The sequence below is a fragment of the Mycobacterium alsense genome, assembly GCF_002086635.1.
Lineage (GTDB): Bacteria > Actinomycetota > Actinomycetes > Mycobacteriales > Mycobacteriaceae > Mycobacterium > Mycobacterium alsense.
Genome location: NZ_MVHD01000004.1, coordinates 128271 through 151290, shown reverse-complemented (window position 1 = coordinate 151290; position 23020 = coordinate 128271). Strand labels below are relative to the sequence as shown.

Genomic DNA, 23020 nt, shown 5'->3' with positions numbered 1-23020 from the left:
CGCCGCAGCGCCTACCGTGCCTTCCACTCCGGCTTGCGCTTCTCGAGGAAAGCCCGCGGCCCCTCGATGGCGTCCTTCGTCAGGGCCACCTTCATGCGGTAGTTCTCGGCGAGCAGCTCGGCCTCGTAGATGGGCAGCGCGAGACCCTTGCGCACCGCCATCCGCGAACCCCGGACCGCTAGCGGCGCATTGGAATTCACGATGTCGGCGACTTCCCACGCTCGCGGCATCAGGGAATCGTGGGCGACCACCTCGGTGAAGACCCCCAGGTCGTAGGCGCGCTGCGCGTCGAGCTGTTCGTGTTTGCCCATCAGGATCATCCTCATCGCCACGGGCAGCGGCAGGATCCGGGCGAGCCTGACCCCCTCCCGCCCGGACGTCACGCCGATGCTGACATGCGGGTCCATCAGCGTTGCACGCTCCGAGGCGATGGTGATGTCCGCCGTGGTCACCAAATCCATTCCCGCGCCGCACGCGATGCCGTTGACGGCACAGATGATCGGCTTGGTCATCTGCAGCCAGGGCGGTGTCGCCTCCTGCGGCGCGTCCCACTGCCGCATGGAGCTGAGGATGGGTTCGCCCTGGTTGTCGATGCCCGCCGCGTTCTCCATGTCGTGGTCGGCCGCCTTGTTGACGTCCGCTCCGACGCACAGGGCGCGGCCCGCGCCAGTGATGATCACCGTCCAGATATCCGCGGAGCGTTCGATTTCCGCGTAAGCCACCGACAATTCGGCGATCATTTCGTCGTTGATCGCGTTGAGCACCTCGGGACGGTTGAGGGTCACACACGCCGTGTGACCCCTGACCTCCACCTCGATCGTGTCGTATTGTGTCACCTGGCGTGACCCCCATTCTCCGCGGCTTTCTCCAAAGCCATTGTGGCACTGGGACGGAATCCGAAGACGTCATGGAACCGGTCACAATAGCGGGGCCAGACATCGGGATTCAGCAGCCGTGCCGGCATGCCGCCGCCGAAGATCGTCTGCCACTGGGTGGCAGTGGCGACGGCGAGGTCGTGTGCGGCCTCGACCGTGATCCCCGCGGTGTGCGGCGTCGCCAGCACGTTCTCCAGATGCAGGAGCGGATTGTCGTGCCGCGGCGGCTCCTCGTGGAACACGTCGAGGGCCGCTCCGGCGATGCCTCCGCTGATGAGCGCATCGAGCAGCGCCGCTTCGTCGTGGACGAGTCCGCGCGCCGTCGTGATGAAGAATGCGGTCGGCTTCATCGCCGCGAACTCCGGCCCGCCGATGAGCCCCCTGGTCTCGCTGGTCAGCGGGCAGGTCACCTGGACGAAGTCCGAGCGCTCGAGGAGTTCGGCGAGCGGGACGACGCGCGCGCCACGGGCTCGTGCGCTGGTCTCCTCGAGGTAGGGATCGAAAACCAGGATCTCCATGCCGAACGGTGCGCACAGCTCAACGAGACGTCCCCCGATCGCGCCGAGCCCGATCACGCCGAGCGTCTTGCCGAGCAGCTGGCTTCCCCGCAGGGCCATCCGGTCGCCGAGCGGACCGCTCCGCAGCGCCCGGTCCGCGACGGTGATCTTCTTGGCCAGGTCGAGCATGAAGCCCAGGGCGTGTTCCGCGACCGCCTCCGCGCCCGGACCGGAATTGTTGCACACCGCGATTCCGGCGCGGGTGCATGCGTCCACGTCGATGACGTCGTAGCCCGCCCCGGCCGAGCACACGGCGAGCAGCCTTCCGCAGCGCTGGACCAGCGCCGGCCCGGCCAGCCACTGTGCCCCGCCCGCGTGTCCCGCCACGTCGGTCCGGGTGGCCACCTGGTAGCCGTGTGCGGATTCCAGAGCGGCCCAACTCTTCTCGTCGGCCGCGGCAAGGTCGAGCTTGATCAGATCGATGTCACCGGCTTCGAGGATTTCGCCGGCGACGGGATCGGTCCACCGTTCGTAGACCAGGCGCGCACGTACGCTCACTTGTTCTTGAGTTTGGGTTTGGCCTGCGCCGCCTTGAACATGTCGGCCAGTTCGGCGTTGACGTTCTTGTAGTCGTTGCGGGCGATGGTTCCGTCCCGGCCCTCGACGACGTCGTAGCCGAGGCGCAGATCCTTGTTCTCCATGTGGAAGTACTCGCGGCCGAGGGGCAGCCGCCGGTCTTTGCGCGGCACCTCCATCCACGCCCGCAGGAAGCAGCGCGCCTTCTTCGGGTCGTCGCTGCTGACGAAGTCCGACCGCGAATGGCACATCGCGAAGTTGTTGGCCACCGCGGCCTCACCGGATTCCAGCCGGAACTCGACCTGCTGCTCGACGAGGATGTTGCGCAGCAGTTCCACCGCTTCGGCTTCCTTGGGTGTGAACTCACGACCCAAGGCGTGCATGGCGGGGAGGATGCTGCTGTAGGTGAAGTTGATGCAGATCCGTCCGTCGATCTGTGAGAAGACGGGCACGTCGTAGGGCGTTACGTCCGGCTGGTCATCGGGCTGTTCACTACGCCGATGATGCGGAAAGCCGCGGTAGAGCACGTCGAGCAGATCCGGACGTTCGGCGAGAACCCTGTTGTGCGCCGCGGGCCCGCTTGCGAACTGGCTTTCCCCACCCTGCGCCGCCGGATACACGCACAGCAGCGCGAGGATGTCGGCGGCGTCGTTGTGCATGGCCAGCTCCGCCCGGGATTTGGTCCCGCGTGCCGGTTGCACGCCGCCGGGCAGGATTTCCTCCTGAACGCGCACCATCCGGTGCCCGAAGGAGTTGTTCGACACGAGATACCCGAGGTGGGTACAGAACGCCCAGTAGATGCGCTCCAGGTCCTCGATCGAGTGCTGTTCGACCGGGAAGCCGCGCACGCATGCCAGGCCCTTGCCGAACATCAGGTCCCGGTAGAGTCGTGCCAGATCGTCGTCGAGATCCGGGTGCCGAGCATCTTCGGGCGTGATGTCGTCCCGGTCCTTGTGCGCGGTCTTGGCCAGGATCGATTCCAGCGCAGCCACATTGCGCGCCGACAGGTCGAACGCGAAGTCTTCCTTGCTCGTGAAGTCGGCGCCCGTCCACGCCATCGAGTCACTGACGGGTTCGGTGTGGATGGCTGTTGGCATCCGGTCCTCCTGATATTTTTTCGCCGCTTTCGGTCTGGCCGGCCAGTCCGCGCAGCGCTTGCGCACGGGTGGTGGCCGCCTCGGTCATCATCCCGATGTCAGTCCCCGCCGAGATGAATCGCAATCCCAATCCCACGAACCGATCCAGCAGCTCAAGGGACTTTATTCCGGCCATACCGAGCGCCACGCCGTGGCTACGACAAGCCGCCGCCACGGATTCTACGGCACGTTGGAAACGATGATTCTCATAGTGCCCGTGGATGCCCATCTCGGCGGTCAGATCGCTCGGCCCGACGAGGAGCATGTCGACGCCATCGACCGAGGCGATGGACTCGGACGCTTCGACGGCCTCCGGGGTTTCGATCATGACCGCCACGACGGTGCGCTGTTCGAGCTGCTCGACCAACTCCGGTGCGGTCAGCGGTTGGTACCCGCTGACCGCATTGGGCCCCGAAATGGACCGGTGCCCCATCGGCGGAAAGCGCGCCGCCCGCACGACAGCAGCCGCCTCCTCGCTCGAATTAACATGCGGCACAATGACTCCTGATGCCCCGCCATCCAGGACCCTTGCGATGGTGCTGGGATCGTGCGACGGCACTCGCACCAGCCCGGAGATCCCCGCCCCGAGCGCGCTCACGCAAAGCATCTGTGCCGTCTCCAGCGATGTCGGTGTGTGTTCGAGATCGACATAGACCGCGTCGTACCCACACGCCGCCGCGACCGCGGGAACGTCGGGGGTGCGTGAGTTGAGCAGCGCCAGGCACAGCACCAGCCCGTCTCCCCGTAACGCGGCCCGCAGCGTCGTCGTCATAGGCTCACGGTAGCGGACCGAGAATCGGGTTTCCATGATTTCGCGAACGGCCGTTATCGGTCGCCGCCTCGGTGTGATAACCATAGCTATGCCGCCGAATCGCGTCGCCATCGTGGGCGCGGCCCTGTCCGACTGCGGCCGGGTTCCGGACAAGACCGCCATGGCACTGATGGCCCAGTCCTCGCGGCGGGCGATCGCGGACGCCGGGTTGACGAAGGAGGACATCGACGGTTTTGGCGGGCACGGGACGTTGCTTCCTCCCGTGGAGGTCAGCGAGTACCTCGGCCTGCGGCCCGCTTGGGTCGATGCGACCAACGTCGGCGGATCGTCGTGGGAAGTGATGGCCGCTCATGCCGCCGCGGCGATCTCGGCAGGGGAAATCGAAGTCGCCCTGCTGACTTATGGATCCACCGCGCGCTCCGACGTCAAGCGCCGGGTTCGTGCGTCTGCCGCCGCGATGGGTACGGGTGGCGCGCTGCAGTACGAGGCACCCTACGGCGCGTCGCTGATCGCCAAGTACGCCATGGCCGCCCGGCGTCACATGATCGAGTTCGGCACCACCGTCGAGCAACTGGCGGAAGTGGCCGTCGCCGCCCACGAGTGGGCGGCCATGAACGAGAACGCCTTTGAGCGTGACCGCATCACGGCGGCCGACGTCGCGGCCGCACCGATGCTGGCCGACCCGTTCACCTCCAAGCACGTGTGCCTGCGCACCGATGGTGGTGGGGCGGTCGTGCTGGCCAGCGAGCGCGTGGCCAGGGATTGCGCAAAGGAGCCGGTGTGGATCCTCGGCGCGGCCGATGCGACGTCTCACGTCAGCATGAATCACTGGCCCGATTTCACCACGTCGGCGGCGGCGCGCTCAGGTCCGCGGGCGTTCGCGCAGGCCGGCGTCGGCCCGGCCGACATCGATGTGTGCCAGCTCTACGACTCCTTCACGTCCACCGTGCTCCTGACCGTGGAAGACCTCGGCTTCTGCGCCAAAGGCGAAGGCGGGCCCTTCATCGAATCCGGCGCGCTTCGCCCGGGCGGGTCGCTGCCGACCAACACCGACGGCGGGGGCCTGGCCTCGTGTCACCCCGGAATGCGCGGAATGTTCCTCATGGTCGAGGCGGTGCGGCAGTTGCGCGGGGAATGCGGGCAGCGCCAGGTCGGCGACGCCAGGCTGGCGTGCGTCCACGCGATGGGCGGCTTCTTCACGCACAGCGCCACGATGATTCTGGGGAGGCAGTAGTGACGGCTCCTGATCGACCCACGATCGACGCCGACGGCCAGGCGTGGTGGTCGGCCGTGCAGGACCGCAGCCTGATGGTCAACGCCTGCCGGTCCTGCGGTCGGATGTCGTTGTACGCTCGGCCGTTCTGTCCCGACTGTTGGTCCGAGGACGTCGAATTGGCGCCGGCCAGCGGCCACGCTCGCCTCTACACGTGGAGCGTCATCCACCAAAACGCCGCGCCGTTTGACGCGCGCACGCCGTACGTGCTGGCGATGGTCGACCTCGAGGAGGGACCGCGGCTGATGACGGTCGTGGAGAACTGCCGCGTCGACGACCTGCGCGCCGGCATGGAACTGGCGGTCGCCTTCCGCGACGACGACGACGGGTTCGTCGTCCCGGTTTTCCGCCCTGCTACCGGCTAGCTTCCGGGGTCGAGGCGCCTTGCCCCGCGGCGCCCAGGCGCTCGGCGAGCAGTCGCGGGCGCCCCGCCGACCGCGCGGCGAGCGTGGCGCGGTCGACCTTGCCGTTCGCGTTGACGGGAAGCGGCTCGTCCCAGAACACCAGCTCCTCCGGCAGCTTGTATTTCGGCAGCCCCTCCGCGGCGAGCGCCCGCGCGACCCCGGCCAGCGACATCGCGTCGGGTCTCAGGTCGGGCTCCAGCACGACCGCCATGGCCAGCCGCTCGCCGGTGGTGTCGTCGGCGACGGAGTAGGCCGCACACTCGCGGACCCCGCCGATCCTCGACACGGCCTCCTCCACCTCGGCGGCCGGGATCTTCAGGCCGTTGCGGATCACGATGTCCTTGATCCGGCCGATGATCCGCACCCGCCCGTCGACGACCTCTGCCACGTCGCCGGTGCGAAACCACTCGCCGTCGAACGCATGCCTGTCGTCCTCGGCGTCGGTATAGCCGAGAAAGGTGTGCGGACCCTTGATGCAGCACTCGGTGGGTTCGGCGACGGAACCGACCCGCACCTCGACGTCGCCGAGCGCCGCTCCGTCGTCGCCGTGGCGGACCTGCCGCGATTCGGTCCGCTGGCCCGACGTGCTGACCGGGATCTCCGACGACCCGTAGGCGCGCATGACGACGACGCCGAAGTCGTCTTCGACGCGTTCGACGATCCGCCGGTCCAGCATCGTGCCGCCCAGATACACCGCCCGTAGCGGGACGACGGCAGCGCGCGCCGCGGCCTCGTCCAGCATCCGGTCCAGCAGCCGGTCCGGGCCCCCGTACCAGGTCGCGCCGGAGGCGACCATCAGGTCGCACGTCGCCGCCGGATCCCACCGGTCCTCGAGAATCACCGGTATCGCCAGCTTCGGTGCGATGAACAACGCCTGCAACACCCCGGTGACCGACGCCAGCGGGCTGATCAAAAAGATCCGGTCGCCCGAATCGAGGCCCGCCGCGGCGATGTAGTTCGCTGAGGCCTTGGCCAGCGTGCTCAGCGAGTGGATCACGCCCTTGGGCCGGGCGGTCGTTCCCGACGTGTAGAGCACGAAGCACGGCTCGTCGGCGGGCCGCGCCGGGCGCGGGGCGGTGCCCGTTCGATCCTCATCGCCCGGGTCGATGCTCAGGTCGATCCAGTGACAGCGCCCGGACAGTTCCGGCTCGGTGACCGTCGGCCAGTTCGGCGCCGCGCCGAGCCGCGCCCCGGTGCGGGTGAGGATGTCGGCGAGCGGTTTGGCCCCCGCGCTGCGCGGCACGAGCAGCACCACCGCGTCGACCCGCAGCGCGGCGTGAACGGCCACCACCGAGTCCACGTCGTTGCCGACCACCAGCACGATCGCGCTGCCCGCAACCACGCCGGCATCGACCACCGCCAGGGCGGCCGCATCGACGCGCTCGTCCAGCTCGCCGTAGGTCAGTGCGGCACCACGATCCGCCGCGGCGAGGCCGGTGGGGTGCCGCGCCGCGGCGAGTCGCACCTCATCGACCGGCTCCGCCGACCACAAACCGGCCGCGCGGTAGCGCGGCCGCAGGTGTTCGGCCCGCCGGTGCGCATGCCCGAGCAACTCAGCGGGGCCGGTCATGGGTTCCTCCGATGCAAATTGCTGCTCTCGATTAGGTAAATGTAGCCTCTCACCCATGCAGCCAATGACTTTCGACAACCAGGTGGCCATCGTCACCGGGGCCGGCGGTGGGCTCGGCCGCTGCCACGCGCTGGAGCTCGCCCGGCGCGGCGCAAGGGTCGTGGTCAACGACCTGGGCAGCGCGGTGGACGGCAGCGGGGCGTCGACGTCGGCGGCCCAGGCCGTGGCCGACGAGATCACCGCGGCGGGGGGCACCGCGATCGCCAACGGCGACTCGGTGGCCACCGAAGAGGGGGGCGCGGCGATCGTGGCGGCCGCGGTGGACGCCTTCGGGCGGGTGGACATCCTGGTCAACAACGCGGGGATTCTGCGCGACGCCGCGTTCAAGAACATGACCGCCGAACAGGTCGACGCCGTCATCGCTGTGCACCTGTCCGGAGCGTTCAACGTGACCAGGGCGGTGTGGCCGGTCATGCGCGGGCAGAACTACGGCAGAATCGTTCAGACCACCTCGGGCACTGGCCTTTTCGGAAATTTCGGCCAGGCCAACTACGGCGCCGCGAAGATGGGCCTGGTCGGCATGATGCACGTTCTCGCCATCGAGGGCGCCCGCAACGGCATCGCCGTCAACGCCGTCGCCCCCATCGCCCGGACCCGGATGACCGAGAACATCATGGGCGACGCCGGCAAGGCCATGCATCCCGAGCTCGTCACCCCGGTCGTGGTCTACCTCTGTCACCGGTCCTGTGACCGCACCGCGCACATCTACTCGGTCGGCGCGGGCAAGGTGTCGCGGGTGTTCATCGGCGTCACCAAGGGAATCGAGGACGCGTCGTTGACGGCGGAGTCCGTGGCCGCGTCGATCGACGAGATCGACGACACCGCCACGTTCACCGTTCGCGGCGGACCGACCGCGGCCTGACGCGTACCGGGCGCACCACGCGCACCGGATCAACGTCCGCGGAACTTGGGCTTCCGGCGTTCGGCAAACGCCGCGAGGCCCTCCCCGAGGTCCGCGGTGCGCGACACCAACTCCTGGGCCCAGGCCTCCTCCTCGAACGCGCGATGCCGATCCGACTCCGACGACACCGACAACAGCCGCTTGGTCAGCGCCAGCATCACCGTTGGGCCCGCGGCCAGGCGCACGGCGAGCTGCTCGGCGACCGCATCGGTGTCGTCCGGCGCGGTCACGCGATTGGCCAGTCCCAGCCTTTCGCAGGTGGCGGCGTCGACCGGCTCACCGAGCATGAGCAGTTCGGTCGCCCTGCGCAGGCCGACAATCCTCGTCAGGAGGTGGATGGCGCCCGAATCCGGAAGGATCCCACGATGCACGAACGTCTCCACAAGCTTTGCCTCCGTTGACATGACGACCAGGTCGCACGCCAGGACCAGGCTGGCGCCCGCACCGGCGGCGGTGCCCGTGACCGCACCGACCACCGGCTTGTCGCAGTCCAGAACCGACGCCACCAGTCGCTGCCAGCCCTGCTCGAGCAGGCGGGCGACGTCACCCGTCCGTTTGTCGGCCACGGGTCTGGATTGCGACTCGCTGCCCGCCGGCTGTTGCGCCAGGCCCGCACCGGTACAGAAGTGCCGACCGCCGGTCGCGGTCAACAGCACGGCGCGAACCTGCGGATGGTCGTTGGCCCGGGTGAACGCCTCGGTCAGCGCGTGACGTGCCAAGGGCGACAACGAGTTTCCGACGTCGGGGCGGTCGATGGTGATGCGTTGCACGCCGTCGTCACCGACGGCCACCACGATGCCCGATGCTTCATTACTCATACGCACCCACCTGTCTCAGCCCGGCGTTAACGGCGTTTCCGCTTTTCGGGTATCTTAATTTCCATGCCAGTGACCGGTCAGATCACCGACGAGGGACTGGCCCGGTTGCGCGCCACCATCGGTATCGCCGTTCCCCATCCACAGCCACCGCACTACTTTCGGCCCAACGAGGACAGCTTCCGCCACGTGGCGGAGAGCTACGGCGACGCCAACCCGCTGTGGACCGACCCGGAGTATGCCGCCAAATCCGTGTGGGGCGAGCCGATCGCGCCGCCGGCGCTCGTCGGCGGCGACACCTTGATCGGCGAGGACGAGGTGACCACGCTGTCCGACGAAGACCGCGCGCTGACCAAGGGCGACCCCCTGCGCGGCGTTCATGCCTTCTACGCGTCGTCGTCGCGCGAGTGGTGGGCGCCGCTGCGTGCGAATCATCGAATCTTCCGGCGCAACGCCCTGGTCGCCGCGCTGGACACCGGCAGCGAATTCGCCGGCCGCGCCGTCCACGAGTGGTCGGCATCGGTGTTTCGCGACGACGAGGGCGTCATCCTGGGCGGCCAGTACCGCAACATGATCCGCACCGAGCGCGGCAAGGCGCGCGAACGCAAGAAGTACGGGGCGGTCGAACTGAAGTCGTGGACCCCGGAGGAGATCGCCGAACTCGACGAGCGGTACGCGCGCGAGTCACCACGCGGCGCCGAACCGCGATGGTGGGAGGAAATTAGCGAGGGCGACGACGTGGGCCCGCTGACCAAGGGCCCGCTGACGGTCACCGACATGATGTGCTGGCACGTCGGGATGGGGACCGGGATGTACGGCGTGCGGCCCTTGCGGCTGGCATGGCGCAACCGGCAGCGCATTCCCCGTTTCTACACCCTGAATGAACACGGTGTCCCCGATGTGCAGCAGCGTGTCCACTGGGAACCCGAGGCGGCCCGCAATGCGGGCAATCCCACCGTCTTCGACTACGGCCGCATGCGCGAGACATGGCTCATCCATTTGTGCACCGACTGGATGGGCGACGACGCCTGGCTGTGGAAGCTCGACTGCGAATTCCGGATCTTCAACTACCTCGGCGACCTGCACACCGTCACGGGAAAGGTGGTGCGCAAGTACCTCGCCGACGGCGATCGACCCGCCGTGGACCTCGAACTGGCGGCCACCAACCATCGTGGTCAGATCACGACCCCGGGGCACGCCACGATTCTGCTGCCCAGCCGCCGGCACGGACCCGTGCGGCTACCCGATCCACCCGGTGGCGCGCGCAACCTCGCGGACCTGCTCGGTGTCGTGTCGGCACGGTTCACCGAGCGCTGAGGTCATGAGTTACGACAGCGTGCCCGGCCTTCGCGCCGAACGACAAGGCCCCGTCCTGCGGCTGACGTTCGACCGTGCCGATCGCCGCAACGCTGTCAACGACGTGATGCTCGACGCGATGATCGCGCATCTGGCCGCCGCGGGCATCGACGAGTCGGTGCGCGTCATCCGGATCGACGCCGAGGGGCGGGACTTCTGCGCCGGCTCCGACCTGATCGCCAACAACGCACGTTCCGAGCGCAAGCCGAGGGTCGGCAGCACCCAGCGCAGGCTGCCGAACAAGGCCAACCGGCTCATCCCGTTGATGCTCGAGACGCAGGTGCCGATCGTGTCGGTGGTGCGCGGCTGGGCCGTCGGCCTCGGGTTCCACATCGCGCTGGCCTCCGACTTCTGCGCGGCCGCCGACGATGCGCGGTTCTGGGAACCATTCATGGCCCGCGGCTTCACGCCCGACAGCGGCGCGGCCTGGCTGCTGCCCCGGCTCATCGGCATGGTCCGCACCCGACAGCTCTTGATGCTGGGTGAAAAGATCACCGGAGCCACCGCGGCGGAATGGGGCATCATCCACGTTGCCGTCTCGGTAGACCAATTGGACGCGACGGCAACCGAATTGGTCACCAGGCTGGGCGATGCGCCCACCGTGGCGCTCGGCCTCACCAAGTGGCTCCTGCAGAGCGGCAACGGGCTCGACCTCGACCGCCACCTGCAGAACGAGGCGATGGCACTCGAGTTGTCGAGCCGCAGCGAGGATTTCGGCGAGGGACTCGCCGCCTTCCGCGACAAACGTGACGCGAAGTTCCAGGGACGCTAGCCGACCATGACAGCGCTTCCGATCTCCGAAGCCACGAGCGCCGCCGACGCCGTCGCGACGGTCGAGCGATGGGTCGAGGCCGAGGTGCCCCCCTCCTGGCGCACGGCCGCCGCCCAGGGCGCCGCCGCGCTGCGGGCGGTGCGCGGCCCCGCGGACTACGAGCGGTGGTATCCCGCTTTCGCCGCGTCCGGGCTTGTCGTACCGACCTGGGCTCGCGACTACGGGGGCCTGGGTGTCGACAACGAGGTCGCCGACGCGATCGAGGGGGTGCTGCGGCCGCTGCGCCTGTCGCGACTGAATCCGTTGGGGCTCAACAATGCCGCCGCGGCGTTGTTCAGCCACGGCACCGAGGAGCAGCGGCTGCGCTTTCTGCCGCCGATCGTGCGCAACGAGGAAAAGTGGTGTCAACTCTTCAGCGAACCCGGCGCGGGCTCCGACCTCGCGTCGCTGGCCACCCGCGCGGTTCGGGTCGGCCCGGGTGAAGACTCCGACTGGGTGGTCTCCGGACAGAAGGTCTGGACCACGTGGGCCGACGAGGCCGACTTTGCCATCCTGCTCGCGCGCACCGATCCAGAGGCGCCCAAGCACCGGGGCATCACCTACTTCCTGCTCGACATGCATCAACCGGGCGTCGAGGTGAGACCCCTGCGCCAGATCACCGGCGAGGCGGAGTTCAACGAGGTCTTCATCGACGACGCGCGAATCCCGGACGCCCACCGCGTCGGAGCGGTCAACGACGGATGGCGCGTCAGCGCGTCGACGTTGTCCAGTGAGCGGCAGATGGTTTCGGGCTCCGGGTCGGGCGGCATGGGCCGGCTCGGTGGCTCCGGCGCCGACCGGCTGATAGCCCTGGCCCGGGAAACCGGCCGGTGGGACGACCCCGTCGTCCGGAGCAAAGTCATGCGGTTGTGGGCGCAGGAGCGGGTGCGTGGCTGGACGAACGCCCGCGTCCGCGCGGCACTTTCGTCCGGCCAGTCCCCGGGAGCCGCGTCCTCGATCGGCAAGGTGCACCAGGCCACGCTCAACCAGCAGATCCAGGACCTCATGGTCGACCTGCTGGGCACGGAGGCGATCGCGTGGCAGGCCACCGACGACCCGGATGCCCTGCCGCGCGACGTCAAGGGGATGATGCGCAGCCTGGCCAACGCCACCGAGGGTGGCACCACCGACATCAACAAGAACATCCTGGGCGAGCGTGTTCTCGGATTGCCCAAGGAGCCGGACCCTTGGAAGGGGAAGCCCTGGAAGGACATCCCGCGCTCGTGAGCGACTATCGCCGTTTGGTGGTGGAGAAATCCGACAGCGTCGGCTGGCTCATCCTGGACAGGCCGGACGCGGGCAACGCCTTCGACTCGGTGATGCTCGACGAACTCGAAGCCGCGTGGGCCGAGCTGGATGCCGATCCCGACGTGCGCGTGATCGTCAACACCGCGAACGGCAAAGCGTTCTGCACCGGAATGGACGTGGTGCAGGTGGCGCGTGACAAGGAGGCGATGCGCCGGCACTCCCGGCGGACCAGGGATGCCGAGCTGAAGATATCGTCGTGGCACTGCGGGGTGTGGAAGCCCGTGATCGCGGCCGTCAACGGGATTTGCGCGGGCGGTGGTCTGCACCTGGTGGCCGACGCCGACATCGTGATCGCCGCCGAGGAGGCCTCGTTCGTCGACCCGCACGTCTCGGTGGGCCAGGCCGTCGCCTACGAGGCGATCACGCTGCTGCGCAAGTCCCCGATGGAGGCGGTCCTTCGAATGACCTTGAGCGGCAAGGGGGAACGCCTCTCGGCGCGGCGCGCCCACGAATTGGGCATTCTGTCGGAGGTGGTGCCGGCCGATCAGCTCCGCCCTACAGCGGCGCGGCTCGCCGCCGCAATCGCCACGAATTCGCCGACCGCGATGCGGGCGACGAAGAAGGCGCTCTGGCACTCGCTGGAAGTCGGCATGACCCAGGCCCGCAACGATGCCGCCGGCGAAATCTGGCGGCTGCGTAATCACCCCGATCACGGCGAGGGTGCCCGGGCGTGGCGCGAAAAGCGCGCGCCGCAGTGGCAACCGCTGTCGGATGCAGTGGAGGTTTCATGACCTACCAAAGGCTGGTCGTCGAGCGACGCGGACCGGTCGGCTGGATCATCAACGACCGGCCGGACCGCCTCAACGCCTACGACGCGGTGATGCGGGAGGAATTCCCCAGAGCCTGGGCGGAATTGAACGCCGACCCCGACGTGCGGGTCATCGTGCACACCGGCAACGGGCGGGCCTTCCAGGTGGGCGCCGACATGGAGTCATTGGACGGCGAGGCCGTGCTGCAGTTCCAGGAGACCATGCGCACGCTGGAGCTGAAGTTGACGGCGTGGCACTGCAACGTCGAAAAGCCGGTGATCACCGCCGTCAACGGGGTGTGCGCCGGCGGCGGATTGCACTGGGTCGCCGACGCCGACGTCGTCATCGCGTCGTCGGATGCGACGTTCGTCGATCCGCACGTCTCGATCGGCCAGGTCAGCGCCCTGGAGACCATCGCGCTGATGCGCAAGATGCCCGCCGAGGCGGTGCTGCGGATGGCGCTGGTCGGCAGCCACGAACGGCTCAGCGCCCGGCGCGCCTACGAGCTCGGCATGATCAGCCAGGTCGTCGACCCGCCCGAGAAGCTGCGCGAGGCCGCCCAGGAGCTCGCCGAGAAGATCGCCAAGAACTCGCCGGCGGCGATGCGCGCGACCAAGCGCGCGCTGTGGGGAGCGCTCGAATACGGGCTCACGGATGCGTGCCGCGAAGGGGCGAAGCACCTGACGTCGATGTGGGGACATCCCGACCAGAACGAGGGGCCGCTCGCCTTCGCGGACAAGCGAACCCCGAACTGGGCGCCACTGGAGGCCGATTCGTGAGCCTGGCAAAGCTGCTCGACGGTCTGCCCGAGGTAGCGGTGCACGTGCTCGGCGGCCAGGTGTCCCGCGACCAGCTGGCGGCCAGCGCCGAACGACTGGGCGCGCTGCTCGCCGCCAACGGGCTGGCGACCGGACAGGTGGTCGCCGCGATGCTGCCCAACGACGCCACGACCATCGCCGCGCTGTTCGGCACGTGGCGCGCCGGTGGGGTGTACACGCCGCTGAACCCCAGGGCGGCCGACGCCGAGGTCGCCACCCAGCTGGAGACGTTGCACCCCGTTGCCGTCGTCACCACCGGCGAACTCGCACAGCGGTTCTCGGCTTATCACCTGCCGGTCATCACCGGCGAGGCGCTGTCGTGGGCCGGTCAGTCCGAGGCCGCCTCGTCGGATCACCCGACCGACGCGCCGTCCTATGACGACGATGTCGCGCTGCTGCAATTCACGTCCGGCACCACGGGTCCGCCGAAACCGGTGCCGCTGCGTCACAGCACGGTGCTCGATCTGATCGACCGGCTGCTGTCCAAGCTCCGCGGCGCAAAACCCATTTCGGCCAAGCCGAAGCGGCCCCCCATGCCGAATTTGGTGCCCTTGTCGTTGTCCCTGTGGGCCGGCATCTACCAGGTGCTGTTCGCCTTCCGGGCGGGCTCCGGTGTCGTGCTGATGGACCGGTTCTCCCCGTCGGACTTCGCCGCGCTGGTCAAATGCCACCAGTTGCGCTCCACCGTGCTGCCGCCGGCGGCGCTGACCATGGTCCTGCACGACGACTCGGTCACGGACCTGTCGCCGCTGAAGATCGTGCGATCGATCACCGCTCCCCTGTCCCCCGTTCAGGCGGCCCGGTTCCGCGACAAGTTCGGGGTGATCGTGCTCAACTCCTACGGCCAAACAGAGCTCGGCGGCGAGGTGGTGGGCTGGTCGGCCGCCGACGCCCGGGAGTGGGGCGAGGCCAAGCTGGGCTCCGTCGGGCGTCCGCTGCCCGGCATCGACGTGACGATCTCCGACGACGAGGTGATGGTGCGCACGCCGACAACGGCCGCCCGCAAGATCGACGCCGCGTTCCTGGACCGGCTCACCGACGACGGCTGGTTCCACACCGGCGATCTCGGGTGGTTCGACGGCGACGGGTTCCTGTGGCTCGACGGCCGGGTGTCGGACATGATCAACCGCGGCGGGCTCAAGGTCTTCCCGGGCGCCGTGGAAGACGTCATTCTCGCCGCCGGCGGGGTGCGGGAAGCCGCCGTGGTAGGGATACCGGACGAGCGGCTCGGCGAGGTGCCGTGGGCGTTCGTCGTGCGGGGTGATGACACCGTGACCGAAGGCAGCCTCACCGCGTGGTGCCGGGAACGACTGACGCCGTACCGCGTGCCCGTGCGATTCGTGTTCATCGACCGGCTTCCGCGCAACGACACCGGCAAGGTGGTCAAGCGCGAGCTGACCGCGCTGGCCGGCGGCTGAGGTGCACTTCGGTGTCGATTGTCGTTCTCGGATCCGCCGGCCCGCTGACGAGCGCGCTCGCCGACGGCCTCGGCGCCGTCGCGCCGGGCTTCGATGCACCGCTGCCGCCTGGGGTCGAGGGCGTCCTGGTCTCCGTCGGCGATGGCTCGATGCTGACGGTCGACGCCGGCGACGCGATGTGGCGCACGCTTGTCGATTTGCAACGCGCGCATTCCGCGATGAGGTCGCACGGCGGCCGTATCGTCCTTCTCGTCCCGACGATCGGCATGGCGGGTACGGCCGGAGGGGTGGCCTACACGACGGCAATCGAAGGCATCCGCGCGATGGCGAAATCGGCGGCGCGGCAATGGTGTTCCGACGGGGTTTGGGTCAATCTCGTCGCGGCCCCGGTAGACCTGTTCGCACCGGGGTTGGACGGGTCCCATCTGACCGCGGCCGCGTTCTCCGATGACCGCACGCTGATCAACTCCGTCGTGGAGACGGCGAAGTTCCTTTTGCGACGCGACATCGATCACCTCGTTGGGGTGACCATCGTCGCGGACGGGGGTTCGGTGATGCTGCCGTGAGGCTGGATGGTCACACCGTGCTGGTGACCGGCGCGGGGGCGGGCGTGGGGCGCGGTATCGCACTCGCGCTGGCGGCCGTCGGCGCACATGTCGTGGTCGCATCCCGCTCGGAATCCGGATGCGATGTCGTCGCTCATATCTCCGCGCGCCACCACCAGGCGACCTGGGCGCGCTGCGACGTCACCGTCCCCGAACAGGTCACCGCGGCCGTGGGCATCGCGCTGGCCGCGACCGGCCGGCTCGACGCGGTGGTGCACAACGCCACCAGCAATAGTTCCAGCCGGCCGCATCGGCTCGAGGAGGTGAGCCGGACGTTGTGGGACGACCACTATTCGGTGTCGGTCGGCGGCGCCCAACGTTGCGCCGCGGCCGCATTCGACGCGCTCAAGACGCACGGCGGGACCTTCCTCGTGATGACCTCGCCCGCCGGGATCGAGGGCAGCGCGACGCTGCCCCTCTACGCGACGATGAAGGGCGCGTTACGCGGCTTTGCCAAGAGCCTCGCGCGAGAGTGGGCCCCACATCGCATCACGGTGAATGCGGTTTCACCGCTGGCCTATTCGCCGGCGATGACTGCGGCAATCGAAGCCGAACCGGCGATGGAGCAACGGCTTTCACGGCGGGTGCCGCTCGGCCGCATCGGTGATCCCGAACGCGACATCGGGCCCGCCATCGCGTTCCTGGTCGGCCCCGCGGCCCGCTACATCACCGGGCAAACCCTCGGCGTCGACGGCGGCCACTTCATGAGTCTGTAGAAAGCCGGATACGGGCGTTCTGCTACGTTGAGAACTAAGATTCTCCTTCCACGTTGGAGGCACTGGTGAACGAGGCATTGGAAGTGTGGGACGCCGACAACCACATGTACGAGACCATCGATGCCTACACGCGTTATCTCCCGGAAAAGTACTCCGAGGCGCTGAAGTTCATCGACGTCAACGGCCGCAAGAAGCTACAGATCCTCGGCGTGGTCACCGAGTGCATCCCGAACCCGACGTACGAGGTGATTCCCACGCCCGGCGCGTGGGCCGACTACTACCGCGGGATCAACCCGGAGGGCAAGACGCTGCGGGAACTCGCCGACCCGATCCGCTGCCCCGACGAGTTCCGGCGACCCGACCTGCGCCTGGCGCTGATGGACCGCCAGGGCGTCGACGGCGCGGTGATGTTCCCGACCACGGCGGGCATGCTCGAGGAACGCACGAAGTCCGACACCGAGCTCACCCACGCGGTCACCCACGCCTTCAACCGCTGGCTGCTCGAAGACTGGACATTCAACTATCAGAACCGCATCTTCGCGGTCCCGGCGATCTCGCTCAACGATCCGGCGGCAGGCGTCAAGGAGCTCGAGTGGTGCCTGGACAACGGCGCCAAGACGGTCCTGATCCGGCCCGCGCCGGTACCGCGGGAGGACGGCACCTCGCGTTCGCCCGCATTGCCGGAGTTCGACGATTTCTGGCGACTGGTCGAATCCTCGGGCATCTCGGTCCAGATGCACAACTCCGACGCCGGCTACGACCGCTACCTCTCCGACTGGGAGGACGGCGCCGAGTTCCAGGGCTTCCAGCTGACGAAGTTTCGCGGCTTCATCTACGAGGAGAGCCGCCACATCTTCGACACCCTCGCCGCGTTCATCGCCCACGGGGTCTTCGAGCGGTTTCCGGGACTGCGGATCGGCGTGGTGGAAAACGGCGGTTCCTGGGCGAATCGGCTGATGGATGCGTTCGACCGGGTGTACCGCAAGAAGCCCAAGGACTTCACCGAGCACCCCTGCGATGTCTTCCGCAGGCACGTGTGGGTCAACCCGTTCCACGAGGAGGACATGTCGCATCTCATCGAGATTCTCGGTGCGGATCGCGTGATGTTCGGCTCGGATTATCCCCATCCCGAGGGACTGGCCAACCCCGCGGACTTCGTCAAGGAGCTCGAGGACCTTCCGGCGGCCACCGCGGCACGGGTGATGGGCGGCAACCTCAAGGAACTCATCGGCGTCTAGCCTAGCCGGCGAAGCGGGCCCGCAATTCGGTCTTGAGCACCTTGCCGGTGAGGTTGCGGGGCAGCGCGGCAACGACTTCGAGCCGTTCCGGCGTCTTGTGCTTGCTGAGCCCGCGGGCCTGACAGTGTTGGAAGACCGAGGACAGTGTCACCTCGGCACCCGGGTGTGCGACGACGACGGCGCAGACGCGCTCCCCGGTCCGTTCGTCGGGCACGCCGATGACCGCGACGTCGGCCACGCCCGGGTGGCTGGCCAGCACGCCCTCGATCTCCAGCGCCGAGATGTTCTCCGCGTTGCGGATGATCGCGTCCTTGATCCGCCCCGTGACGACGATGTCGCCTTGTTCGTCGATGAAGCCCAGATCACCGGTCCGGAACCACCCGTCGGCGTCGAACGCGTGGGCGTCCAACGACGCATCGACATAGCCGAGGAAGCACTGTGGCCCCTTGAGGCGAAGCTCCCCCTCCCGGCCGATGTGGACCTCACGCTCCGCCTCGTCGACCACCCGCACCGACACCCCCGGCACCGGCCGTCCCACGGTCCGGTCGAGGCGTTCGGGCGCGCCGTCCGGCGTCTGCGAGGTGGCGACCGGAAACTCGGTCAAACCCCACGAGTTGGCCGCGCCGTTGACCGAAAACGTCTCCCGTAGTTGGCGGCCCAGTTCGGCGGTGATCGGCGCACCCCCGCCGACGCAGCCGCGCAGGTCCGGGTAGAGCGGCCGGTCACCGTGCCTCGCCTGGGCCGCCATGAACGCGACGAAGAAGGGGGTCGCGCTGCCCAGCAGGGTCGGGCGGTGCGCCGCGATGGCGATGGGGGTCTGGATGGGGTCGAAGGCGTCGAACAGCACGAGCCGCATGCCGGTGTGCAGGCCCGCGGCGAGCATGGCGGCGCCTCCGATGTGCGAAACCGGAAACGCGATCGGGTTGACGTCGCCACTGGACGCCCCGACGATGCCGACGACCCCCGCCGACCCGGCGATGACCGAACGGTCGCAGTGCCGCGCCCCCTTCGGCGCGGCCGTCGTGCCCGACGAGTAATAGATCCAGCGCGGGTCCTCGGCGCCGCTCGGCGGCGGCGGCAACGCCGCTGGATCGCCGGCGGGCAGCCTGAGGGCGCCGGCGACGGGCGCCGCGTGATCGATGACCACGACAGCCATCGGCCGCGCACCACCACGTTCACCGGCGAGGCGCTGCGCGAGCGCGGTGTGGTCGAAGTCGCGCCACACTCCCGGAACGATGAAGAAATCGGTTTCCAGTTGCGTTGTCACAAAACGCAGTTCGCTCTCCCGCCAGATCGGCAGCACCGGGTTCTGCACCGCGCCAAGGCGCGTCAGGGCCGCCATGACGACCATCGTCTCCAGCGTGGTCGGCAGTTGCCACGACACCACCGTGCCCGGCCCGATCCCCCGCTCGGCCAGCGCGGCCGCGCACGTCAGCGCCGATTCGCGCAACTGCGCGCTCGACAGGCTGCGCCCGTAGTCGTCGGTGAGGATCACCCGGTCGGGGTGCGTATGGGCCGCGGTCTCGATCAGGGACCAGTAGGTCTGCGCGGCGGGATGTGCGGTCACCGGCTCGGCAGGTGCAGTCGGCGTTTGGCGAGGATGTTGCGCATCATCTCCGAGCTGCCCCCCGAGATCGTGTAGGCGCGCGACCACAGCCAGCATTCACGTAACCGTTGTTTGGCCCGCCGCACGTCCTGGTCCGCGGCCCCGACGGCCGTGACGGACGCTGCCAGCGCCGCGCCGTAGGCCGCCACCCGGTGATATGTCTCGGCGAAGCTCAGCTTCGCGATCGAGCCGTCGCCCGGTTGTTCGTCACCCGACGTCAGCCGTTCCACGTGGTCGTCGATGAACGCCTTGGCCACTTCGACCTCGACGGACAGCTCGGCGACCTGCTGGCGGATGTCGTCGGATTCCAGGGCGGGGGCGCCGTCGATGCGCGCGTGTCGGGCCACGGTGACCAGATCGTCGATCAGCAGTTCCAGCAGGATGACGTTTCCGCCGATGCCGAACCGTTCAAAGTCCAAGCCCGCCATGATGATCGACCAGCCCTGGCCCTCCTCGCCGATCAGGCTCTCGGCCGCGACCCTGACTCCGGTGAGGAAGACCTCGTTGACCTCGATCGCGTCACCGATTGTGCGGATCGGACGAACCTCGACTCCGTCCACCGAGAGCGGCACGGCGAAGACCGAGAGGCCGTGGTGCCGGGTCGATGCCGGGTCGGTGCGGATCAGGGCGAGGCCCATGTCGGCCCAGTGGCCGTCGGTGATCCAGATCTTGTGCCCGTCGATGAGCCAGCTGCCGTCGTCTTGCCGTGCGCCGCGGCTGCGTACCGCGGCGATGTCGCTGCCCGCGTCGGGTTCGCTGAGCAGCTGGCACCAGACGTGCTCGCTGCGCCGAATCGGTGGCAGCAGCGTTCGCTTCTGCTCGTCGGATCCGAAGTGCAAAATCACATGCGCCGCAAGGTTCACCTGGTCGACCGGGCGTGGCGCACGAGCGCGCAGAATCTCCTCGCTCACGACGCGGTCGTGCAGCGGGTGATGATCGGCGCGACCGCCGTGTTCCACCGGCCAGTCGGCGCCGGCGAATCCCGCCTCGAACAGGCCGGCGAACCACGAGCGCAGCCGGGCTTCCTGGTCTGGGGTCTCGGGCGCCCGGTGGCCTTCGCGCGCTTCGAATTCCGGCGCGTGTTCGGCGATGTGTGCCCTGACCCGCTCCCGGAATTCGGTCAGCTGCGCCTCGCTGGGTCGGTTGCCGAAAACGCTCACCAGCCGGACACCTTTGCCAGCAGCGCCCGACTCGACCGCGCCGTGCCCATCAGGTGAGCGTTGGTGAAGACGCGACGCAGTTCGTGGTGCAGCGGGTACTCCCACGTGAACCCGATGCCGCCCGACAGCTGCATGCATTCGTCCACGGCGGCAGTGGCTTTCGCCGCAACGAACGCGTGCGCCGCCGCCGTCAGCGCGGTCGCCCTTGCGTCGGTGGACGCGATCGCCCGCGCCGCCCTCATGACGACGGCGCGCGCCTTGACCTCGAAGACGAGCAGCTCGACGAGCCGGTGCTGAATCGCTTGGAAACTCGCGATCGGCGCCCCGAACGCGACGCGCTCTTTGAGGTAGGCCGTCAGCCGTTCCAGGGTCATGGACACGGCGCCGACGGAGTCGGCGGCGACGAGCAGCCTGGCCACGGCGGAGAGCGCGCCGGCCCGCTCCGGCGAACCGATCAACACGCCGGGAACGTCGGCGACATCGATGCGCCACACCGTTCTGGTGACGTCCAGCAGATCGGCGTCCGGCTCGAGCCGTGCGGGGTCCAGGTCGCCAAAGAGGTGAATTCCTTTTCCCCCCAATGCAATGACAATGTCGATGTCATCGCGGACGACCCGTGCGGAGCCGTCGAGGTCGGCGAAGCCCGCCGTCGCGGTGCCGGCGAGCAGGCGGGGCAGCCACTGGTCCCTGATCTCGTCCGGCGCCCGGGCGAGCGCCGCGGCGGCCATCGTGGTGCCGAACCACGCCGACCCGTCCCGCGCTCGCCCGAGTTCCTCGGCCACGACGCACGTCTCGACCGGGCGCCAGCCGGCGCCACCCATCTCCTCGTCGACGAGCAGCCCGGTCCAGTCCATCGCCGCCAGGTCCTTGACGGATCCCTTCTCCCCGCGTTCGGCCAGAAACTCCCGCGCCGACGCTCTCAGCAGATCGAGGTCGACGTCGGCGGAGCCCTCATCGGCCATGCCGCGCTCAGCCCCGGGAGAGCAGCTGGTCGGCGTTGTCGCGCATGATCCGCCGCTTGGCGGCCGCGTCGAGCGGATCGAGCAACTTGGCGAAGTCGGCAGGTACGGCCAGTCCTTCGGCGTGCGGGTAATCCGAGCCCATCACGAGGCAATCGTCGTACCCGAGGCCCGCGACGATCGCCGGGATGTCGTCCTCGGGGTATGGCACGACGCGGACGTGGCGGCGGAAAATCGCCGACGGCCGCTCCGTCAGCTTCCCGCCGATCCACGGACCGTTGCGGCCCATGCCGCGGCTCTTGTCCATGTGTCGAACGAAGAACGGCACCCACTCCGCGCCGTGCTCGGCGACCAGGACGTTCAGACCCGGGAAGCGACCGAAGAGGTTGTCGAAGACGAGCGCGGACAACGTCTCCTCGATCGGCCGCTGCCCGTAGACGTTCATCCACTGCCACGCCGACATGTGCCACGACGCGGGGTCGGGGTTCTGTCCCCAGGCGGGCGAGATCGCGGTGAAGTACCAGAACGGCATGATGTGGTACACCAGGATGCAGCCCGCCTCCTGCAAACGCGCGTAAACGGGGTCGAAGTACGGGTCACCGGGGGATCGGCCGTAGGCAGGTCCGGTCGGCAGCAGCACGAACTTTGCTCCCTGCGCGATGATCGCCTCGGTCTCTGCGATCGCGGATTCCAAGTCGCGCAACGACATCAGCGCCGTGGCGAAGATCTTGCCGTCGTAGTTGAAGCCCCACTCCTCGTCGAACCACCGGTTGAACGACCGCAGATTCGCATACAGCGCCGCGGTGTCATCGACATAGTGTTCGGCGGCCAGGGCCATGCCGCTCGGATAGATGACCATGCGCTCGATGTTCTGGTCCGCCATGACGGCCAGGCGTGCGGCGCGCTCGATGAACTCCGGTTGCATGGGTTGCGGCTCGTAGCTCTCCTCGGGGTTGCCCGATCCCATCTGCTTGAGCATCTCCTTCAGCGAGCCGGGCCGGTAAGCGACATCGAGGCCGAGGCCCCCCTCGGAATTGAAGGTAGCGACGCGATGCCCCGCGAGGATCGCCTCGACCCCGTCCGCGCCGCGCACGGTGGTGATCGCCCGGTCGCGAAACTTCTCCGGCAGATAGCGGGTGAACGCGTCCCGCGTCTCGTAGCAGTGGGTGTCGCAGTCAAAGATGCCGTAATCGAGTTTCGTCGTCACCGCGGTAGCTCCTTAGGCGAGAATGCAAATTCTCTATTTGCAGAAAACATACTATCCTGGTGCGGCAATGGCCATCCTGGGGCCGGATGGCCGCAGCACCCCGAATGGGCGGCGCCGCTGGGGCCGCGACCGCGCAGAGGAGACATGAGACCTTCACAACCGCTGGCGGACAACAGGATCGGTGGACAGC

The 23020-nt window shown here is 68.4% G+C and carries 22 protein-coding genes; 12 read left to right on the top strand and 10 right to left on the bottom strand.

From position 1 onward, the window contains the following. Positions 1-11: 11 nt before the first annotated feature. Genes BST11_RS04645 through BST11_RS04630 form a run of 4 tightly spaced genes read right to left on the bottom strand, consistent with a single transcriptional unit; the run spans position 12 to position 3892 of the window. Positions 12-836 carry an enoyl-CoA hydratase/isomerase family protein gene (locus tag BST11_RS04645; protein ID WP_083136810.1) on the bottom strand — a complete coding sequence of 275 codons (825 nt, stop codon included), beginning with the start codon at positions 834-836 and terminating at the stop codon, positions 12-14. Beyond that, a complete protein-coding gene (locus BST11_RS04640) occupies positions 833-1930 on the bottom strand; it encodes an NAD(P)-dependent oxidoreductase (protein WP_083136809.1) in 1098 nt (365 codons plus the stop codon). Before BST11_RS04640 ends, BST11_RS04645 begins: the two co-directional genes overlap by 4 nt. After that, on the bottom strand, positions 1927-3045 hold the full coding sequence (locus tag BST11_RS04635; RefSeq protein WP_083136808.1) for a TauD/TfdA family dioxygenase: 1119 nt from the start codon (positions 3043-3045) through the stop codon (positions 1927-1929). Before BST11_RS04635 ends, BST11_RS04640 begins: the two co-directional genes overlap by 4 nt. Beyond that, positions 3011-3892: an HpcH/HpaI aldolase family protein gene (locus tag BST11_RS04630; protein ID WP_083136807.1), complete on the bottom strand. Its 882-nt coding sequence runs from the start codon at positions 3890-3892 to the stop codon at positions 3011-3013. The genes BST11_RS04635 and BST11_RS04630 overlap by 35 nt, the downstream gene beginning before the upstream one ends. A gap of 52 nt (positions 3893-3944) precedes the next feature. On the opposite strand from BST11_RS04630, the gene BST11_RS04625 reads away from it, so the two are divergent. Together BST11_RS04625 and BST11_RS04620 are read left to right on the top strand one after the other, a co-directional pair. Beyond that, entirely contained in the window at positions 3945-5090 is a 1146-nt protein-coding gene (locus BST11_RS04625; protein ID WP_083136806.1) for an acetyl-CoA acetyltransferase, read from the top strand. Next, on the top strand, positions 5090-5494 hold the full coding sequence (locus tag BST11_RS04620) for a Zn-ribbon domain-containing OB-fold protein (RefSeq protein WP_083136805.1): 405 nt from the start codon (positions 5090-5092) through the stop codon (positions 5492-5494). The genes BST11_RS04625 and BST11_RS04620 overlap by 1 nt, the downstream gene beginning before the upstream one ends. On the opposite strand, the gene BST11_RS04615 is transcribed toward BST11_RS04620, so the two are convergent. Then, positions 5484-7052 carry a class I adenylate-forming enzyme family protein gene (locus BST11_RS04615; protein ID WP_083136855.1) on the bottom strand — a complete coding sequence of 523 codons (1569 nt, stop codon included), beginning with the start codon at positions 7050-7052 and terminating at the stop codon, positions 5484-5486. The genes BST11_RS04620 and BST11_RS04615 overlap by 11 nt on opposite strands. 106 nt (positions 7053-7158) lie before the next feature. On the opposite strand from BST11_RS04615, the gene BST11_RS04610 reads away from it, so the two are divergent. Beyond that, positions 7159-8025: an SDR family NAD(P)-dependent oxidoreductase gene (locus tag BST11_RS04610; RefSeq protein WP_083136804.1), complete on the top strand. Its 867-nt coding sequence runs from the start codon at positions 7159-7161 to the stop codon at positions 8023-8025. Positions 8026-8054: 29 nt separating this feature from the next. Here the strand turns inward: BST11_RS04610 and BST11_RS04605 are convergent, their stop codons facing one another. Next, positions 8055-8882, bottom strand: coding sequence for an enoyl-CoA hydratase/isomerase family protein (locus BST11_RS04605; RefSeq protein ID WP_083136803.1), 828 nt, complete (start codon positions 8880-8882; stop codon positions 8055-8057). A 63-nt stretch (positions 8883-8945) separates the two neighbouring features. Between BST11_RS04605 and BST11_RS04600 the strand changes: the two genes are divergently transcribed. From BST11_RS04600 to BST11_RS04560, 9 genes are all read left to right on the top strand, one after another. Continuing rightward, positions 8946-10196, top strand: a complete 1251-nt coding sequence (locus tag BST11_RS04600; protein WP_083136802.1) for a hotdog family protein — start codon at positions 8946-8948, stop codon at positions 10194-10196. A gap of 4 nt (positions 10197-10200) precedes the next feature. Next, positions 10201-11007: an enoyl-CoA hydratase/isomerase family protein gene (locus tag BST11_RS04595; RefSeq protein ID WP_083136801.1), complete on the top strand. Its 807-nt coding sequence runs from the start codon at positions 10201-10203 to the stop codon at positions 11005-11007. A gap of 6 nt (positions 11008-11013) precedes the next feature. Further along, positions 11014-12273: an acyl-CoA dehydrogenase family protein gene (locus BST11_RS04590; protein ID WP_083136800.1), complete on the top strand. Its 1260-nt coding sequence runs from the start codon at positions 11014-11016 to the stop codon at positions 12271-12273. After that, positions 12270-13085 carry an enoyl-CoA hydratase/isomerase family protein gene (locus tag BST11_RS04585; RefSeq protein ID WP_083136799.1) on the top strand — a complete coding sequence of 272 codons (816 nt, stop codon included), beginning with the start codon at positions 12270-12272 and terminating at the stop codon, positions 13083-13085. Before BST11_RS04590 ends, BST11_RS04585 begins: the two co-directional genes overlap by 4 nt. Continuing rightward, positions 13082-13882, top strand: a complete 801-nt coding sequence (locus BST11_RS04580) for an enoyl-CoA hydratase/isomerase family protein (protein ID WP_083136798.1) — start codon at positions 13082-13084, stop codon at positions 13880-13882. Before BST11_RS04585 ends, BST11_RS04580 begins: the two co-directional genes overlap by 4 nt. Beyond that, a complete protein-coding gene (locus tag BST11_RS04575) occupies positions 13879-15339 on the top strand; it encodes a class I adenylate-forming enzyme family protein (protein ID WP_083136797.1) in 1461 nt (486 codons plus the stop codon). Before BST11_RS04580 ends, BST11_RS04575 begins: the two co-directional genes overlap by 4 nt. 11 nt (positions 15340-15350) lie before the next feature. Then, positions 15351-15905, top strand: a complete 555-nt coding sequence (locus BST11_RS04570; RefSeq protein WP_244897517.1) for an SDR family oxidoreductase — start codon at positions 15351-15353, stop codon at positions 15903-15905. Continuing rightward, entirely contained in the window at positions 15902-16660 is a 759-nt protein-coding gene (locus BST11_RS04565) for an SDR family NAD(P)-dependent oxidoreductase (protein ID WP_083136796.1), read from the top strand. The genes BST11_RS04570 and BST11_RS04565 overlap by 4 nt, the downstream gene beginning before the upstream one ends. A 104-nt stretch (positions 16661-16764) precedes the next feature. Next, entirely contained in the window at positions 16765-17898 is a 1134-nt protein-coding gene (locus BST11_RS04560; RefSeq protein ID WP_083136853.1) for an amidohydrolase family protein, read from the top strand. Between the two features lies 1 nt (position 17899). On the opposite strand, the gene BST11_RS04555 is transcribed toward BST11_RS04560, so the two are convergent. From BST11_RS04555 to BST11_RS04540, 4 genes are read right to left on the bottom strand one after another with little or no spacing between them, the layout of a single operon-like run. Further along, positions 17900-19465 carry a class I adenylate-forming enzyme family protein gene (locus tag BST11_RS04555; protein ID WP_083136795.1) on the bottom strand — a complete coding sequence of 522 codons (1566 nt, stop codon included), beginning with the start codon at positions 19463-19465 and terminating at the stop codon, positions 17900-17902. After that, the gene (locus BST11_RS04550; RefSeq protein WP_083136794.1) at positions 19462-20664 is read right to left on the bottom strand and encodes an acyl-CoA dehydrogenase family protein; all 1203 of its coding nucleotides are present in this window, start codon (positions 20662-20664) and stop codon (positions 19462-19464) included. The genes BST11_RS04555 and BST11_RS04550 overlap by 4 nt, the downstream gene beginning before the upstream one ends. Continuing rightward, positions 20661-21626, bottom strand: coding sequence for an acyl-CoA dehydrogenase family protein (locus BST11_RS04545; RefSeq protein ID WP_083136793.1), 966 nt, complete (start codon positions 21624-21626; stop codon positions 20661-20663). Before BST11_RS04545 ends, BST11_RS04550 begins: the two co-directional genes overlap by 4 nt. A gap of 7 nt (positions 21627-21633) precedes the next feature. Next, positions 21634-22830 (bottom strand): amidohydrolase family protein, encoded by a 1197-nt coding sequence (locus BST11_RS04540; protein WP_083136792.1) that lies wholly within the window; start codon positions 22828-22830, stop codon positions 21634-21636. Between the last annotated feature and the right edge of the window lie 190 nt (positions 22831-23020).